This is a genomic window from Paractinoplanes hotanensis (assembly GCF_023717965.1).
GTDB lineage: Bacteria > Actinomycetota > Actinomycetes > Mycobacteriales > Micromonosporaceae > Actinoplanes > Actinoplanes polyasparticus.
On sequence record NZ_JAMQOL010000038.1, the window covers coordinates 12,193 to 29,004 of the forward strand.

General features: G+C 71.8%; 11 protein-coding genes. 7 read left to right on the forward strand and 4 right to left on the reverse strand.

Features of this window, described 5'->3' with window-relative positions:
- Positions 1 to 4: 4 nt before the first annotated feature.
- The 3 genes from LXN57_RS26340 to LXN57_RS26350 all read left to right on the forward strand — a co-directional run bounded on the left by LXN57_RS26340 (position 5) and on the right by LXN57_RS26350 (position 5,138).
- On the forward strand, positions 5 to 4,042 hold the full coding sequence (locus tag LXN57_RS26340; RefSeq protein ID WP_251800899.1) for a hypothetical protein: 4,038 nt from the start codon (positions 5 to 7) through the stop codon (positions 4,040 to 4,042).
- A gap of 81 nt (positions 4,043 to 4,123) precedes the next feature.
- On the forward strand, positions 4,124 to 4,624 hold the full coding sequence (locus LXN57_RS26345; protein ID WP_251800900.1) for a hypothetical protein: 501 nt from the start codon (positions 4,124 to 4,126) through the stop codon (positions 4,622 to 4,624).
- A 100-nt stretch (positions 4,625 to 4,724) separates the two neighbouring features.
- Positions 4,725 to 5,138 carry a hypothetical protein gene (locus LXN57_RS26350; protein WP_251800901.1) on the forward strand — a complete coding sequence of 138 codons (414 nt, stop codon included), beginning with the start codon at positions 4,725 to 4,727 and terminating at the stop codon, positions 5,136 to 5,138.
- A gap of 43 nt (positions 5,139 to 5,181) precedes the next feature.
- Here the strand turns inward: LXN57_RS26350 and LXN57_RS26355 are convergent, their stop codons facing one another.
- Positions 5,182 to 6,129 carry an anti-sigma factor gene (locus tag LXN57_RS26355; protein ID WP_251800902.1) on the reverse strand — a complete coding sequence of 316 codons (948 nt, stop codon included), beginning with the start codon at positions 6,127 to 6,129 and terminating at the stop codon, positions 5,182 to 5,184.
- On the reverse strand, positions 6,126 to 6,794 hold the full coding sequence (locus tag LXN57_RS26360; protein WP_251800903.1) for an RNA polymerase sigma factor: 669 nt from the start codon (positions 6,792 to 6,794) through the stop codon (positions 6,126 to 6,128). The genes LXN57_RS26355 and LXN57_RS26360 overlap by 4 nt, the downstream gene beginning before the upstream one ends.
- A gap of 111 nt (positions 6,795 to 6,905) precedes the next feature.
- Here LXN57_RS26360 and LXN57_RS26365 point away from each other — a divergent pair, with 111 nt between their 5' ends.
- The 4 genes from LXN57_RS26365 (at position 6,906) to LXN57_RS26380 (ending at position 14,067) form a co-directional block, all read left to right on the forward strand.
- Positions 6,906 to 11,207, forward strand: coding sequence for an FtsK/SpoIIIE domain-containing protein (locus LXN57_RS26365; protein WP_251800904.1), 4,302 nt, complete (start codon positions 6,906 to 6,908; stop codon positions 11,205 to 11,207).
- Positions 11,204 to 11,938, forward strand: a complete 735-nt coding sequence (locus tag LXN57_RS26370; RefSeq protein ID WP_251800905.1) for a hypothetical protein — start codon at positions 11,204 to 11,206, stop codon at positions 11,936 to 11,938. Before LXN57_RS26365 ends, LXN57_RS26370 begins: the two co-directional genes overlap by 4 nt.
- Positions 11,939 to 11,979: 41 nt before the next feature.
- Complete coding sequence (locus tag LXN57_RS26375; protein ID WP_251800906.1) at positions 11,980 to 13,293, forward strand: hypothetical protein; 1,314 nt, start codon at positions 11,980 to 11,982, stop codon at positions 13,291 to 13,293.
- Between the two features lie 186 nt (positions 13,294 to 13,479).
- Positions 13,480 to 14,067, forward strand: a complete 588-nt coding sequence (locus LXN57_RS26380) for a hypothetical protein (protein ID WP_251800907.1) — start codon at positions 13,480 to 13,482, stop codon at positions 14,065 to 14,067.
- 284 nt (positions 14,068 to 14,351) lie between these two features.
- Here the strand turns inward: LXN57_RS26380 and LXN57_RS26385 are convergent, their stop codons facing one another.
- The gene (locus LXN57_RS26385) at positions 14,352 to 15,335 is read right to left on the reverse strand and encodes an alpha/beta fold hydrolase (protein ID WP_251800908.1); all 984 of its coding nucleotides are present in this window, start codon (positions 15,333 to 15,335) and stop codon (positions 14,352 to 14,354) included.
- A gap of 213 nt (positions 15,336 to 15,548) precedes the next feature.
- Positions 15,549 to 16,796 carry a tryptophan synthase subunit beta gene (gene trpB / locus LXN57_RS26390; protein ID WP_251800909.1) on the reverse strand — a complete coding sequence of 416 codons (1,248 nt, stop codon included), beginning with the start codon at positions 16,794 to 16,796 and terminating at the stop codon, positions 15,549 to 15,551.
- Positions 16,797 to 16,812 lie beyond the last annotated feature (16 nt).

The window sequence follows — 16,812 nt, forward strand, 5'->3', positions numbered from 1 at the left end:
GACGATGTCATATGTCGGGATCGACACGCAGGGCGCACGGATCCTGGGGCAGGCGTTGCGCGACGTCGCCGCCCGAACCGAGGACACCCGGAAACAGACCGTGACAGCCCTGGGCCTGGCGGAACTCACCGGCCGATCCCCGGCCAACCTGGCGCTGCTCCAGGAGAGCCTGCACAGACTCGGCACCGGAGTGACCGAGAAGGCGGACCTGGCCGACAGGTTCACCGTCGCCCCGCAGCAGACCGCCGCCACCATGGGCGCCACCGCCGGTGACCTGGGCCCGGCGATCGCCGGCCTGATCGGCCTGTCCGGCCCGCGCAGCCTGCGCGACGTGCTGGTGGGCCTGCCCCCGCCGGGCGCCAACGCCGCCTTGGACGGTGCCCTGGCCCGGCTCTCCCCTTTGCTGCTCCAGCCCCGGCCGGTCGGCGAACAGCCGAAGCTCCCCGAGCCCCCGCCCGCCGAGCTGATGGCCGACCTGCGGCTGCTCGCCCTCCAGCTAGGCATCGAGCACGTCGGGCCACCGGCCCCGGAGAAGGCCGAGAGGGCCAAGGGCTTGTTCGCCAAGCTCGTCAGCAAGGCAGTGGTGGGCGGTGACTCCGAGGTCTTCTACGATGACTTCTGGGCCGACGGCCGGACGATCGCCGACGTGCTCGCCGACCCGGCGAAGCTGCTGGCCTGGGTGAGCGGCACCGTCGAGCTGGACCGGCGCCTCGCCCTCGCCGCCGGGCGGCCGACCCTCGGCGACGCGCTGGACTCGTACGACTTCGCCCGTGGCTCGGAGAACGCCGCCGACGAGACCGCGTTCGCGGCGATCAGCGACTACCTGCCCCAGCTGCTCGCCGGGCGCACCGATGCCGCCCCCGACCCGATCCAGCTGGCCCAGACCCTGGCATTCGCCGCCCGGGTGGGCTGGACCGACCCGGGCGGCGCCGACGCCGAACGGTTCACCGCCGCGGTGGCCTACCTGCGCGCCAACCGGATTCTGCAGAGCGCGCTGCTGCCGGTCGGCTTCGCCGGCGACACGGAGCCGCTGGCCTTCTTCAACGCCCCCGGCATCGCCGCCACCTTGGAACTCGGCCGCAGTTCCGGCGTTGTGGACAGTCAATACCTGAGCGGCCTGGCCGCCCTCCTCGATCAGGTCGCGCCGGCCATCGGCCTGAACCTGACCGGCGGCCCGGTCGAACTCACCGAGAGCATCCAGCAGCAGCTCTTCGCACTGGTCGCCTCGCAGATCCCGCGGGCGATGGCCGGCTCACCGGCGATCCAGGCCCAGTTCATCGCCTCGCTCGGCCACCTGCGGCAGGCCGCGACCGGCGCCGAGCTACGGCAACGGATCCTCGATGTGGTGGCCGCGTTCCGCACCATCGCGGTGGTCGGCGCCCCAGCGCTGACCGAACGCCGGCTCACCACGATTGTCGGCGATCAGGTGCTCGGCGTCCTCGGCCGCAGCCGGCTGAGGCTGCGCAGCGAGAGCGCGGTCCGCAAGAACCCCGAGTTCCTGCTGGTGGCCCGTCAGTTCGGCATCCCCGGCTCGCGCAAGGAGGAGATCGGGAAGTACAAGTTCAGCTTCGGCTTCGACGAGTTGGGCGTGCTCACCGGCATCCGGCGTAAGAAGAAGAGCTGGCTGTCGCGGGCCTGGGACAGCATCAAGGCGGTCGGCAAGGCCATCCTGGAGTCCTGGAAGGACAACCCGTTCAAGGCAATCTTCCAGGTTGGCAAGATCGCCTTGGGCGTGCTCAGCTTCGCGGTCCCCGGCCTGCAGGGGCTGGGCGCGGCCGCTCTCGCCCTGAGTATCGGCGAGACCGCCTATCACGCGATAGAGGGGGACTGGCTGGCTGCCATCGGCAGCGGGTTGTCGGCCCTCACGGCGGGTGCGGACATCTTCGGTACGGTCGGTAAGACTGCCCTCGACGCCATGCAAGGCGACGTGCTGAGCAGCCTGTTCGACAACAGCACCCTCGAGATGTTGCGCAACGCCAAGCGCGCCTTCGACATCGGGACGTCGGTGTTGCGGTTCACCGAGGCGGACGGCCTGCTCGCCCGGCTCACGGCAGGGCTCGGCGCCGGGGCGATCGCCCTGGGCAGCGGCGGCCAGCTGCTGGGCAGCATCGGCGCCATCGAGGGGCAGCTGGCCCAGGACCTGATCCGGCTCGGCACCTCGGTGGGCGATCTGAGCCGGGTGGCCGCGCCGGCACTCGGGCTGGTCGAGGCGATCCGCAAGGGTGATCTGCTCGCCGCGTTCAGCACCGGGCTGTCGGCCCTGTCGGCCGGCGCGGTGGCCGTGGTGAATCCGAAGGGGATCGTCAACGGGCCGCCCGGGACCGCGCTGTTCTCGTTCGACGCGCAGAGCCGGGACGCCCTGATCGCGCTGGCCAAGGGCAGCGGGATCGCGGCCGCCCTGGCCAAGGCGATCAACGCGGCGGACACCGGGAACGCGTTCGCGGCCGGCGCGGCGCTGGCCGAGGCGCTCAAGCTGACCGGAGTGACCAGACCGCAGCCGCCGGTCGATCCGCAGGAGCCGGCACCGGGCGACCCGGCCGAGATCGCCAAACGGATCGCCGAGGTGGGCGTGGTTCTGGAGGCGGTGTTCAAGGGGGCCAACCCTGCCCTTGCCGCGCCGGTGGTGCTGCGGCAGCTGGGCCTGGTGGTGGACGCGCTGAACCCGGCGCCGCCGCCCAAGGCTGAGCCGGTGGCCGGCGGCGGCCCGGTGTCTGCCCCGGCTCCGGTGCCTGGTGGCTCGCCCGTCCTGACGCCGGTGCCTGGTGGCTCGCCCGTCCTGACGCCGGTGCCGGGGATCGTGATCGGTGGCGCTGAGCCGATCAGCGTTCTCGTCGCGGCGGAGTCCGCCACCCTCCCCGGTGGCTCGGGCGGCGACGAGATCGCCGGTGGCTCGGGCGACGATGAGATCGCCGGTGGCGCCGGCGAGGACACCCTCACCGTGTTCGGCGGGGAGACCACTTCCGGCAGTGGCCTGCTCAACGACGTCGAGGTGCGGACCACACCGTTCCTCGGCCTCTGGTTGCCCGAGCCGGACATGCAGCTCGACAAGTATTTCCCTCAGGCCAGCGAGCTGCCACAGGCGTTCACCCCGAACGCGATCCTGGACGGCGGCTCGGCCACCTCGGAGAAGTTCCTCGGCCTGATCGGCTGGGGCACCTCGGTCACCGGCCCGCACGAGGCCTCGCACAGCTTCTACATCGGCGAACTCGGTTTCGGGACCGCCGACAACGACGGCGGGGCGGTCGACGGCCTGACCCTCAACGCGCAGTACGGCCTCGGCGCCCAGATCGGCTCGTACGGCGCCGCCTACCAGTACAACCGGGACGTGAACCTCGCGCCGCTGCTGGACCTGGAGATGCCGACCGTCATCGACGACACGATGCTCGGGGTGAATCTGCCGCACATCGGCGCGGTCGGCTTCCGGCAGACCAACGACGAGATCCGCCCCCTCGAACCGCAGGACTTCCAGGACACCCTCGGCGCCGGAACCAGTTTCGGCGTCGGGTTCAAGTGGCCGCTCTGGGGCGACTACGAGGTGAACCAGATCGCCGCGATGGCCGGCGTTCAGCCCGGGGACGTGTTGCTGGCCCGGGAGACGCCGGCCGGCACGCAACTGGCCTTCGACGTCGCCGACGACTTCAGCAAACCGTTCGTGCCGCCCTTCGGGACCACCCTGGACCTGGGCGATCCCGGGTCGCTGCCTGAGCCGGCCCTCGGCGGTGGTTTCGGCGGCAGTGTCCTGGCGGACCCCGTCATCCCGGCCGAAAACAGCGATTTCCACGGGGGTGGCGGCGATTTCGGCGGTGGCGGCGCCTCCGGCGAAATACCGCTGGTGCCGGACGGCATCGTCCTTGACTACGACAGCGGCTTCGAGTTCGGCTACGACACTTTCGACAGCTCCAACCTGACCGACTACGGCTTCGCCGATGACGACTTCGGCGACTACTCGTTCGACGACGTCACGATCGTCGACAGCTACGACTTCGGCGGCGCGGTCGGCTCGGACCTCGGCTTCACCGACCTCGGATTCTCAGTCTTCTAGTCGATGGCGGGAACCGCCCGGTGGTCTCGCGACGAATGCTTCACGACACCTCATAAACCGTATTCAGGGAGGATCAACATCATGGTCGCAGGAATGCTCGGTGGCGACACCGGCCAGATCCAGGCCCACGCCAACGCCTACCGGTCGCTCGGCGACAACCTTGTCGCCTGCGGTTCCAATGTGGTCTCCACCACCGACAACGCGGTGGCCGGTCTGCAGGAGCAGATCACCAGCGCTCAGACCGCCGTGGTCTCCGCCCTGCAGGCGGTCAGCCAGGAATCGCGGTCGGTGGCCTCCAGCTTCAGCGGCATCCAGTGGACCGGCGCCAACCGGGCCCAGGCCGAGGAGGTCGGCATCGAGCTGGACGCCCGGGTCACCGAGACGACCGTACGGGTCCAGGAGCTGTTCGAGACGTTCCGCGCCGACCTGGCGCGGCTCGGTGGCGAGCTCACCGAGGTGGCTGGCCAGTTCAACATGGTGTCCGCCGCGGCCGGCGAGTCCGCGGCCTCTCTGAGCCAGGCGATGGACGCTCAGGCTGTCCAGCTCGACGAGGTCATGAACACCGGGATCGTCCGGTCCTGACCCGGCGGGAGGAAAGGCGTACGAGGCCGTGACGGAGTGACCGTCACGGCCTCGCGTCGGTCTCCGGCCGGTGTCAAGGCCCTCAGGAAAGGACAGGACGATGCCCACCGCTGAGGAATTCGAGGCCGCGGCCGTGGAACTGGACGCCGCGGCGGCCACCGCCAAGACGCTGATCGAGCCGGCCCGCGCGGCCATGGCCGGGAACGTCATGGTCGGCGGGCAGCTCACCGTACTGGTGACCGACGAGCTGGACGTCGCGGCCAAACTGCTCGAGCAGGTCACCGCCGAGCTCGCCGAGCTCGCCGCCACCTGCCGGGAACGCGCCGAGGCCAGCCGGGTCGCGGCCCTGGCCCAGCAGGCCTACGCGGCGTCCTACGCCGACTATGAGAGCGACCTGAACCGCTGGCAGGAGGCTGAGGACGCCCACCGGGACGACCCGGGCGCGCGGAACCCGGGCCCGCCGCCGGCGCCGCCGGACGAGCCGCCGCCGCTGCCGTCGTTCGGGTCACGATGAGAACGGGCCCCGCACCGAGGTGCGGGGCCCGTTCCTCGTTCGGTCAGCCCGGTATTCGCGCGGTCATCACGACCAGCGTGGACGGGTCCGGCGGGTTGCCCTCGGCCTGCAGCGTCACCGAGAGGATCGGATAGGCGGCCGGGTCGACGCCGCTCCACAGCTTGATCGGGGCGCCGGTGCGGCGCCAGTGGAACGAACCGATCGGCACCTTACCGCCCGGGCCGCTCAGCCAGGCCGCGTAATAAGAGCCGGGGGCGGCGGCCGGCAGCTTCTCCGGTTCCAGGGTGATCGAGAAACCGCCCGGCTCGGCCACGATCGACCCCTTGGCGGTGGCGTCCGGGGCGAGCGAGGTGCCGGCGGCCGCGAACGGCTCGCCCTGGGACGGGCCGGGGACCAGGGCGCGGTCCACGGCGAGGACACCGAAGGTGAAGACCGCGGCGGCGACCACGGCGGCGGGGATCGCCCAGGTCAGACGAGGAACCTGCGGAAACCAGCGCTCCGGGCGCCACCAGGGGCGGCGCCGGTCAATCGGCTCGGGCGCGGCAACCGGCTCGGCCACGGGGTCGGGTACCGGGTCGGGCGTCGCCTCCGGCGTCGCTTCCGCGGCTGGGGCCGGCGCCGGGGCGGCGTCGGCGGTGACCGGCGCGGTGCGGGCGCGGGCGGCGGCCAGGATGCTGTCGCGCAGGCTCGGCGGTGGGCCGTTCCAGGTCGCTTCGGAGCGCAGCTCCTCGCCGACCGCCAGAAGCAGCGCCTCCGCCGCCGGTTCCACGGTCGCCGGCTCGGTTGCTGTGGTCTCTGCAGTCGGGTCGGCGTCCTGCTCCGGGGCAGGACGGGCGTCGTCGTCCGTACCCTCGGTGTCCTCGCCGAGATCTTCTGGCAGCGGCGCGACCGGAGCACGTGGCCGATCCGCTTCGGAATCCAAGCGGGCGGCGAGCAACGCGACGAGGCCCTCGTCGGGAGTGTCGCCGCCGCGAGGCGGCCCTGCGTTCATGCGTCGTCCCTTCGCTGCCGAGGCGCTTTCCCGGTAGGGGTTCGGCTGCCGACCCCCGCAGGGTTCCCGTCCGCCGGATTTTCCGGCCCGTCCCGCAGATGATCCAGCAGCTCAGCGAGCCGCCGGTGGGCGCGATGGGAGCGGGACTTCACCGTACCGACCGGAAGCTTCAGCTGCTCGGCGATCTGCGCGTGGGTGAGATCCTCGTAGAACGACAGCCGCACGATCTCTCGCTCGTTGTCGTTGAGCTGCCGCAACGCCTCCTGCACGGCCCAGGATACCCAGGCTCGGTCGATGTCCGGCGGATCGACCACCGCGTCCTGCTCGGCCTCGTGCCCGCCGCGGGTCGGGCGCAGCTCGCGTCGCAGCATGTCCAGCGCGGTGTACCGGGCGATGGTGAGCAGCCAGGGGCCGAGGTCGCGTTCCGGGTCGTAGGTGGGCGCAGCGTTCCACGCCCGGAGGAAGGCCTCCTGCACGACTTCCTGCGCGAGGTGGTCGGCGTGCGTGACGGTCATCGCCACCGACCACACCGGCCGGGCATAGCGGTCGTACACCTCGCCGAGCGCCTCGACATCCCCGTCACGGAACCGGACCCGGGTTGGCCTGGGCAGTTCCGAGCGGGCGGGTGCGGTGGAGGTAGCGCTCGGCGGATTGCTGGCGGCCACCGGGCAACAATACTGGATCATCGGCTGACGTGGATGTCCGTGGTGTGCCGAAACCTGCTGCCACCCTTCTTCCCCTGGAACCGGCCGGGGCTCCTGCGGCGAAAGCCGGGCATGAGGATCAGCGTCCGTGAGCAGTGGTCGAAGTCCAGCGTGGATGTGGTGATCGGGGCGGCCGCCCCTGAGGCGACCGTGGCCGAGCTGCTCGACGCGATCGCCGGTCGTGCGGTCGGCGCCGTCGTGGTGGACGTCGACGGGGTCGCGGTGCCGGGGGACACGCTGATCGCCGACCTGCCGGCCCGGTGCGGGTCGGTGGTGCGGCTCGGCGGTCGAGCCCAAGCGCCCCAGCGCCCGGCTCCGGGGGCGATGGAGCTGCGGCGGATCGCCGGGCCGGACGCGGGGCACGCGGTGACGCTGCCGCCGGGCGAGTTCCTCATCGGGCGGGGCGGGGAGGGTGGTCTTCGCCTGGGCCGGGTCCGGGAACCGGTGCTGCGACTCGAGGTGGAGCCGGGGACGGCCGGGCGGGTGAGCTCGGTGAACGAGCCGGTGCGTCTCGATGGCACAGAGTCGGATTCCGGTGCGGCCACCGTCGTCGTCGCTGGTGACACGGTGTTCCGGCTGGCGCCGGCTGAACCGCAGCCGCCGGTTCTGCTGAGCGCCCCGGTCGACCAGGCCGGGCGCGTGCCCCTCGTGCGTACGCCGAGGGTTGCGGTCCCGCCGCCGACCACCGTGGTGGCGGTTCCGCCGCCGCCCGCGGCCGCGTCGCCCCCGGCGCCGATGTCATGGCTGCTGATGCTCGCACCGCTGCCGATCGGGATCGTGATGGCGCTGGTCTTCAGCCCGTTCTTCCTGCTGATGACCGCGATGACGCCGCTGATGGGGCTGGCCCGCTGGGTCGAGTCGAAGTATCAGGCCCGCAAGGACAAGAAGCGGCTCGCCGCCGCGTCGGCGGCCGCAGTCGAGCAGTTCACCACCGACCTGGACGCCCGCCGGGAGCAACTTGCCGCGGCGGCCCGCCGGGAGTATGCGGACCTGGCCGTGCTGTTGCGCCGGGCCGAAACGGGTCGTGGGCTGTGGGAGGTCCGGCCGGGCGACGAGGACGAGATGCGGGCGGTCGTCGGGTTCGGCAGCCGGGTCTGGCAGCCGGAGCTGGGCCGCCGCGGCGCGGACGCGCTGAGTGCCCTGCCGGTACTCGCAGACGTGCTCGACGAGCGGACCCGGCTGGCTGATGTGCCGGTCCACCTGAACCTGCGGGACCGGACCGGATTCGGGGCGATCGGCCAGGCCGAAGCCCGCCGGGTGGTATCGGCGGTGGTGCTGGACCTGGTCACCCGGCACGGACCGGCCGACCTGGAGCTGGTACTGCTCGCTGAGCCGGACCGGCTGGGTGCCTGGGACTGGGCCAAGTGGCTGCCGCACCTGGCGGCGGACAGCGGCCTGCCCCGGGTGGCGGCTGACCCGGTCGCCGCGGTGGAACTGCTGGGCAGCCTGGACGCGGGGACCACCAGGACCAGCCGGGGGTTGATGGCGGCCAGTCCGTCGCCGGAGCGGCCGGCGTGCCTGATGGTGGTGATCGACGGGGCCCGACTGCTGACCGGACGGGTGGCGGCGCTGCTCGGGCGGCTCGCGGGCGGGCGGGGGCGGGTGCTGGTGGTCGCCGAGCGGGTGGAGCAGCTGCCGTCGGTGTGTCAGCAGCTCCTGGAGACCACCTCTCGGGTGTTGACCGATGCGGTGACGGGGGAGTTGCAGGAGGACGTCCTGGCGGTGCAAGCCGGGCCGGTGATCTGCGCGCGGACCGCGCGGGCGCTGGCCCGATGGACGGATCCGGAGCAGGCGGCGGCCGCGGCGGTGCTGCCGGACCGAGCCCGACTGATGGATCTGCTGCTGGCGGCGGCGTCCGGGCCGGACGGGCTGGCGCGGCCGATCACCCGTCTGGACGCGGGCACGGTGGGAGCGTGGTGGCGGCGGGGGAGCGCCGGGCTGCAGGCGACGATCGGGGTGACCGAGGAGGGTCCGCTGTCGCTGGATCTGCTGGCCGACGGGCCGCACGGTCTGGTCGTCGGAACCACCGGGGCGGGCAAGAGCGAGTTGCTGCGTACCGTGGTGGCCGCGCTGGCCTGCGCCTACCCGCCGGATGTGCTGACGTTCATGCTGGTGGACTTCAAGGGTGGCGGCGCGTTCGACGCCTGCGCGGCGCTGCCGCACACCGTCGGGCTGGTCACTGACCTGGACGAGCATCTGGCCGCCCGGGCGCTGCGCTGCCTGCGGGCTGAGCTGCGGCACCGCGAGCTACGGCTGCGCGCGGCGGGGGTCAGCGATCTGCGCGACTATCTGGACCCGAACCCGGTGCTGCCGCGTCTGGTCATCGTCATCGACGAGTTCGCGACGCTGGCAGTGGAGCTTCCGGGCTTCCTGTCGGCGCTGATCGACGTGGCGCAGCGCGGCCGAAGCCTCGGGATTCACCTGTTGCTGGCCACGCAGCGGCCGCAGGGCGTGGTGGACGGGAAGATCCGGGCGAACACCAACCTGCGGGTGGCGCTGCGGGTGCAGGACGACGCGGATTCGCGCGACGTGCTCGGCAGCCGGCAGGCGGCGGACATCGACCGGCGGCGTCCCGGCCGGGCCTATGTCCGGCTCGGCGCCGGCGAGGTGGTGGCGGTGCAGACCGCGCTGGTCTCGGCGGCCGGCCCGGGTGGGACCGGGGAACGAATCTCGGTCACGCCCTTCACCCTGATCAACGAGGCGACGCCGAGCTCTCCGGCGGCCGTGGCCGAGGGCCTGCCGACCGACCTGGAGCAACTGGTCGCGATCACCACGGCTGCCGCCGATGCCGGCGGGTACGAGCCGCCCCGGGTGCCGTGGCCGGCGCCGCTGCCTTCCGAGGTGGACGGCTGGGAGCTGCCCGGCTCGTATGCGGCCCCGGACATGCCCTCTCCGGTCTCGTCGACCGGGGTTTCACCGGCTCCAGTCCCGTCGGACCCGGTTCCGCTCGGCCTCGTCGATCTACCCGACGAGCAACGGTCGGATGTCTGGTGGTGGCGGCCCGAGGACGGCGGCACCGTCGTTCTGGGCGCGGACTCCGCGGCCACCGGCGCGGTGCTCGCCGCGGCCTGCGTCGGACTGGCCCGGTGCCGCCCGCCGGACCGTCAGCGGATCTTCGTCCTGGACGGGCAGGGTGGCAGGTTCGCCCCGCTCACCGGGCTGCCGCACGTCGGCGCGGTGGTCGGCGCGCACGACGGTGAACGGCTGCGCCGGGTCCTCGACCACCTGGACGCGGAAGTCGCCCGGCGCCGCTCGGAAGCCACCGGCGGCCCGGACCTCCTGCTGGTCGTGGCCGGCTGGGCGGCCCTGGTCGAGGCGGCCGATCGGGCCGGCCTGGCCGACGCCGAACAGCGTCTGGAACGTCTGCTCCGCGACGGCGCTCCGACCGGTCTGCGGCTGCTGGTCTCGGCCCCGCACGATCGGGGGCTGCCCGGCCGGGTGATGGCCCAGATGCCGGTCAAGCTCTGCCTGCGGCTCGCCGATGCCAGCTCCTACACCGGGCTGGGATTACGCGCCCGGGATGTGCCGGAGCTCCGCGGCCTGCGCGCCATCGAGATCGAGGGCCGCCTGGAGATCCAGATCGGTCGCTACGACGTCACCACCGCGGTCGAGCGGGTTGCCGCCGCCTACCCGGACGCAGTGCCCGCCCCGTCGGTCGGGGTGCTCCCGGCACTCGTTGCGGCCGCCGACGTCCTGGACATCTCGGGGCGGGCCGGGACCACCTGGCGGCTCGGGGTCGGGCGGTACTACCAGGACCTGTCGGTCGCCTCCCTCTCGCTCGCGCCGGGCATGCACGTGATCGTGGCCGGCCCACCCGGCAGCGGCCGGACGACTGCCCTGCGGATGCTCGCGGCGGCTGCCCTGGCCGGCGACCCGGACGCCACTGTCTGCGTGGTGGCGGCCGATCCGGCCGCGTGGGCCGACGCGCCGGTCGACGAGGTGGCCGCCGGGTTCGACGGGCTCACTGCCTGGCCCGGCGACACCGGCCGGGGCCTGCTCCTGGTGGACGGTATCGAGTCGCTCGGCCCCGGGGCGGGCACCGCCCTGGACCGGTTGATCCCCGCCGTCCCGGCCGGCGGTCACGTGATCGTCTCCGGTCGTCCGGAGGCCTTCCGCGGCATGCAGCCGTGGCAGCGCGCGGTGACCATGTCACGGACCGGGCTGCTGCTGCGGCCGACCCCCGACGACGGCGACATCCTGCGGATTCGATTGCCCCGCGAGGCCCCGCCCCGGCCGGTGCCTGGGCGCGGATATCTGGTCGAGGCAGGCGGGACGGCCCAGATCCAGACCGCCTGTCCCGAGCCGCCGGCGCCGGCCGGCAACACCGTGGGCGCTCGGCTGTCCGAGTCACTGCTGAGGGTGGTGCCGCGATGAACGCGGGGGTCTGCCTGACTGCGGCGGGCGCGGTGTTCGCGGTGATCCGGACCGGACCTGACCGGTTGGTCGCGGTCGCCGAGATCCTCGCCCCGGGTGGTTCCTGGCGCACCGACGATTGGGGTACGGCGGTGCGCCTGCTGAACCGCACCCGGCGCCGGTTGCGACTGCCCCGCGGCTGCGTGGTGAACGTCGTCTCGTCGACCGGCGCGGGTTCGCCGGCTGAGGCCGCCATCCTGGCACTGGGCGCGGGACTGCTCGCCCGGGCCGGCTTCGTCCCAGCCTGCGCGGGCGTCGGCCCGTTGACCGGCATCGAGGTGGAGCCGCTGCTGGCCGAGGCCGTCACGGGCGAGGAACATCGGCTGGCCGTCGGCGCAGCGACAGCCGTCCTGCCCGGCCGTGCAGTCGGCGCTGTCGTGCCCAGCCGGCCGGCAAGCGGGTCGAGCCGCCGCGTCGCGCCTGTTCCGGTTGGCCGGGCGCCTGCCCCGGCCGGGCGGGTCGTCGGTGGTGACGGGGCGGCAGCGTCCTGGGTGGAGCAGGCCGTGCCGCCTCGGGGGCGGGCCGCGGTTCCAATGTTCACCGTCGACATCGGAAACGTGACCCGGGAAGGTTTTCACACCGGCCCCGAACCGGAAGAATGGGCGGACGTCGAAGAATCTGGAGCCGGCTGGGTCGTCGAACCGGTCACTCCCACGGAACCGGACGCGGTGTCGACCGCGAAGGCCAGATAGCAGGCCCGCATGGGCGGTGATGGAAACCCGGGGAGCACACGATGGACCAGGACAGCAAGCCCGGCAGCCGGCCGCGGAAAGCGATCAAGGTGACCACGACCGTGCGCGAGCGGCGCCGGCAATCCGTGATCAGGTGGTCGGCGGTCGGACTGACCGCGATGGTCACCGCCGGCGCGGTGATCCTCGGGGTGCGGGTTCTGGCCGGCTCCGGTGTTGCCACCGTGGCCTCGCAGACGCCGCAGACCGAGCTCGACGCCCGCGCCGCGAACCCTGCTGCGGCTGCCGGTCCGGTGCCGGGCAGCACCCGGTTCGTCCCGGTCGGCCCGGAGCTGGTGCTCGACACCCGCGGCCGAGGCAAGATCGCCGCCGGCGCGGACACCGAGATCCAACTGACCGAGCTGCCTGCCGACAGCACCGCGGTGCTCGCCGAGATCTCGGTGCTGGGCTCCGGCGGGCCGGGTGATGTCACCATCGACGGCGGGGCCGGCCCGGTGACCGTGCTGCGGGTGCCCAAGGCCGGGGTGCAGACCACCGCGAACGCCATCGTCCAGATCGGTCCCGACCGGACCCTGGTGGTCAACCCGGCCGGCGGCGGTGACGTGTTGGTCAACCTGGTCGGCGCCTTCCAACCGGCGAAGACCTCGGCGGAGGGCAGGATCGTCCCGATGCCGCCGTCCGAGGTGGTTCACCTGGTGCCCAAGCGCGACGGCAAGGAAGCGGTCATCCGGCTGGACGACATCGACCAGCTTCGCGACGCCGGCTCGGTTTCGGCGGTACTCCTCCAGGTCGCCGGGGATGTCGGTCCGCACGGTGGACTGATCTCGGCCGGCGCTGCGAAGGGCGCCATGAGGCAGACCCTGTTCTGGGGCGCGACCAAGGGCTCGGACCGCACCCGGGTCGGTTTCCTCGCTGTGCCGGTCACCAGCAAGACTGTCCGACTGCGCTACGTCGCCGGCACCGAGATGCGCGCTGACCTGGTGGGCTACGTCACCGGTGCCGACGCTCCGGTCACCGACGAGGGCCTGGTCGTGCCGGTCACGCCCGCCGGTCCCAGCAAGGTGCGGGTGTCCGCCGGCGCCAAGCAGAGAGTGGCCGTCGTCCCGCCCGACGTCCCGGCGACCCGCGTCGCCGCCGCCTTGCTCTCGGTCACCGCCACCGGCGACGACCTGGGCAAGGTCAACGCCTACACCCCCGGCACCAAGGCGACCGGCAATCCAACAGTGGTCGCGCCCCGAGCCGCCACCCGGGCCGCCTTCGCCTTGGTCGGCACCGCCGACGGCGCCGTGCAGGTGAGCAGCGAGGCCGGTGCCGCGGTCAGCGTCGCCACCCGAGCTCTGATCGTCGGCGCCCGCTGATCCGTACTCGCCGTCCACGAGGTGTCGACGCAGGTAGCGGCGCGAGTGCCGGACTTCGTGGTCAGCCGTCCGGGGTGCCGGGAGATCGGCATGTAGGCGCGCGTATGCGGTGAATCGCGGATCCGGAGCCAACGAATGGCGTCGATTGCCGCTACCGTCTCAAGGATGTGGCGAAACCGTTGGTGGATGGTGGGCGCCGCCGCGTTGTTGCTCGCCGGGTGCGCGGGCACCGACCCCGCCGGTCCGCCGGACGGCGCGCCCAAGACCGCAACCGCCGTGGTCAGTGCCGTCGGCGCGTCACCCCGCGTTCCCGTGCCGGTTGCTTCGGCCGGCCGTGCGCCGGTGGTCCCCGCACCGGCGACTTCCGGCAAGGCAACGTGCGCACAGGGCGCAAGGCTGGTGCCGGCTCCGGAGCAGTCCGCGTCGTTTGACGTGAATGACCCGGAGCAGCGGGCCCGCCGGGTGCTGGCGGAGCAGCACCGTCCGATCCCGACTCGCGGAGCGGTTCCGGCGGCGGCCATTGCCGGCGCCGAGGCCTGCGTTCATATCTTGAAGTTGCGATTCTCCCTGCTCACTGCCGGCTCCCGGACAGCGCCCGACAAGCAGGCGATTGAGGCGGCGCTGCGCTCAGCCGGCCTGACGAAAGTCGTCATTCGATCCGGGCCGATCTTCGCAGCGTCCACCGGCGATGCCTGCCTCCATGGCAGCTTCTCGGCGGCCGAACCCGCCTTCGTCATCGGCCCGCCGGCCACCGACGGCGCCTGCCGTCCATGACCTGGGTTTCGCCACGCTGAGACAAACTCGAAATGGCGGAGAACCGCCGGAGAACTGCCGGCGATGCACGGCGGTGAGCGACGCGGCTGGACCAGTTGGTGCGGTCAGCAGGTCGACGTTGGAGACTTCGGCAGCACTCGTGCTGCTTGCAGGATCTCTGCTTCGGGTTGGCCGCGATCACGGTTCACCGTCGAAGCCGCCTTTTGTGATCATGGCTGGCGGGGCCCGCGAGGGCTGTGCCTACTCGCCTGGTCGGCCGGGGAGGTCTCCGTGCTCCCGTCCTGTCAGACAGCTCTACCGGTCGGGAAGCCGTGGGCATACCAGTCGATGACCGTGCGAGCGTAATCGGCGGGGACTTCGAACGGCGGCGCGTGACCCGTGCGGTGGAGGACGGCCAGGTGCCAGTCGGGCCGCTGCGCAGTCCAGTCATCGATCGATGCGCGGGCGGCGAGGCGATCCTCGTCGCCCCAGACCAGAAGCGTTGGCGACGCGACCCGGCGCATCGCGTCGAGCACCGGGCGCCGCCGGACGAGCATCAGCGATATCAGCGATGCATAGACCGTCACCGCGCGTCCCAGCCTCGTCGGGTCGACCGCTGACATCTCGTCTCGCATGAGAGCGGCGATCTCCGGCGACATTCTCGTCAAGCCACCGCCAGCATTCCATTTGCTGCCCGCGATCGAGGCGGGATCGTCCAGTGCCCGTAGCTGCGCAGCGAGGATGCGCCGACGCGAAACGTGGAACAGCGCACGGGCGACCGGTGCGACGATGACCAGGCCCGCCCTGCCGAAGGTCCGGCACAGGCGCGCCTCGCCGACGCTGAGCGGGGGAGGAAGCGCCGGGGCCACCAACACGAGCCCGGCGACCCGTTCGGGTGCCTGGTCGGCGAACAGCAACGCGATCATCCCGCCCGCGGACCAGCCGTGCACCACGACCTGATCGAGCCCGAGCGCGTCAGCGAAATCGCGCAGGAACAGCACGTTGGCCTCGATGCCCGCCGCGCGCCGGTTCGGTAGCGCGGTGTGGCCGGCGATGGTGCCGGGCAGGTCCACCGCTATCGCATGCGCGTGTGGTCGCAGTTCCGCGAGCACGTCCAACCAGTTCGAGGCGCTGTTCGCCGGGTTGGGAACGAGCAGGTGAACCGGTCCTTCCGGCACCTGCTGCCGTTGAGTTACCAGGTAGTGCGCCGCAGTGCCGCGCACACTTACCGTCTCGCTGCAAATTCCGGACCAGCGAGCGGCGCGTTCACCCCAGTCGGTGTACTGCACTATCCGAGGCTACGCCCGCCGGCAAGGCCTTGACGGTCGGGCGAGGTCAACTTGGGTGCCAGTGGGGGCAGCGGCACGGACCTTACGGCGTCCACCGCGGGCGAACGGCATACTGCTGCTCGTCGGGACGGTCAAGTCGTTCGGTGCCGAGTACGCCTGCGTGCAGTCTGCTTGCGGTTGCACTGCTCATCGCCCTGCCGCTCCGGCGATTCATCACAACCCGCGTCGGACTCCGCCGTTCGGCGAGCCGCCACCGTGCCCGGCCAACACGAAATCGACGTCTTTGTCACCGCGCCCCGACAAGTTGACCAGAATGCGCTCGGTCGGCGGCCTGGTCTCCGCCAGGCGAATCGCGAATGCCAGGGCGTGTGCGCTCTCGAGTGCAGGGATGATTCCTTCGTGCCGGGCGATGCGGAGGAACGTGGCGACCGCTTCCTCGTCGGAAACGGTGTCCACGGACACCCGCCCGGACCTGCACAGCATGGCGATCTCTGGTCCGACGCCGGGGTAGGCCAATCCCGAGGCTATCGATCTCACTGGGGCGGGTCTTCCGTCGTCTTCCTGCAGGACGACGGAAGCGGTCCCGTGCAGGGTTCCTGGACGCCCGAACGTCAGCGTGGCCGCGTGCTGGCCGCGTCGGGCATCCTTGCCGAGGGGTTCCACCGCGTGCAGGGCGACCTCAGGATCATCCAGAAATCCGGAGTACATCCCGAGCGCGTTCGACCCGCCGGCGACACATGCCACGACGTGGTCGGGCAGCCTCCCGCCGGTGATCGAAAGGAATTGTGCGCGAGCCTCCTGCCCGATCACCGACTGGAAGTCCCGGACGATCATCGGAAACGGATGTGGCCCGATGGCTGAACCTATCGCGTAGAGGGCGTCGGCGTGCTGTTCCGTGTAAGCGCGCAACGCCGAGTCGCTGGCCTCCTTCAACGTCGCCTGACCGGATGCCGCCGGGACGACCCGCGCACCCAGGAGGCGCATGAGGCTGACGTTGGCGTTCACCTTGTCGACGTCGACCGCGCCTATGTGCACCTCGCAGTCGAGCTCGAAACGAGCGGCCGCGCTGGCGAGCGCGACGCCGTGCTGGCCGGCGCCGGTCTCGGCGATCAGCTTCCGCTTGCCCATCTTCCTGGCCAGAAGCGCGAATCCAACACAATGGTTGATCTTGTGTGCGCCGGTGTGGTTCAGGTCCTCGCGTTTGACGTAGATCCGCGCACCGCCCAGCTGTTTCGAGATGTTCTCCAGGTAGTGCACCGGCGTGGGCCGACCCTGCAGGCCCGTACGGACGCTGTCCAGCTCGTCGAGGAAGGCCGGCGATGACCGCAGTTCCTCGTACGCGGCGGCAAGCTCCTGGAGCGCGGGTTTCAGGTGCGGGGGCCAGTGGTTACCGCCGAAGTCTCCGTAATAGCCTCCCGCGTCGGGAAAGCGTCTGACGTGGTTGCTTGTGCTGCCTGGCATCGTGACCACCTTTCGA

Coding starts and splice junctions, on each gene's coding strand:
- LXN57_RS26340 (WP_251800899.1), top strand. CDS start 5: ATGTCATATGTCGGGATCGACACGCAGGGCGCACGGATCCTGGGGCAG.
- LXN57_RS26345 (WP_251800900.1), top strand. CDS start 4,124: ATGGTCGCAGGAATGCTCGGTGGCGACACCGGCCAGATCCAGGCCCAC.
- LXN57_RS26350 (WP_251800901.1), top strand. CDS start 4,725: ATGCCCACCGCTGAGGAATTCGAGGCCGCGGCCGTGGAACTGGACGCC.
- LXN57_RS26355 (WP_251800902.1), bottom strand. CDS start 6,129: ATGAACGCAGGGCCGCCTCGCGGCGGCGACACTCCCGACGAGGGCCTC.
- LXN57_RS26365 (WP_251800904.1), top strand. CDS start 6,906: ATGAGGATCAGCGTCCGTGAGCAGTGGTCGAAGTCCAGCGTGGATGTG.
- LXN57_RS26370 (WP_251800905.1), top strand. CDS start 11,204: ATGAACGCGGGGGTCTGCCTGACTGCGGCGGGCGCGGTGTTCGCGGTG.
- LXN57_RS26375 (WP_251800906.1), top strand. CDS start 11,980: ATGGACCAGGACAGCAAGCCCGGCAGCCGGCCGCGGAAAGCGATCAAG.
- LXN57_RS26380 (WP_251800907.1), top strand. CDS start 13,480: ATGGTGGGCGCCGCCGCGTTGTTGCTCGCCGGGTGCGCGGGCACCGAC.
- trpB (WP_251800909.1), bottom strand. CDS start 16,796: ATGCCAGGCAGCACAAGCAACCACGTCAGACGCTTTCCCGACGCGGGA.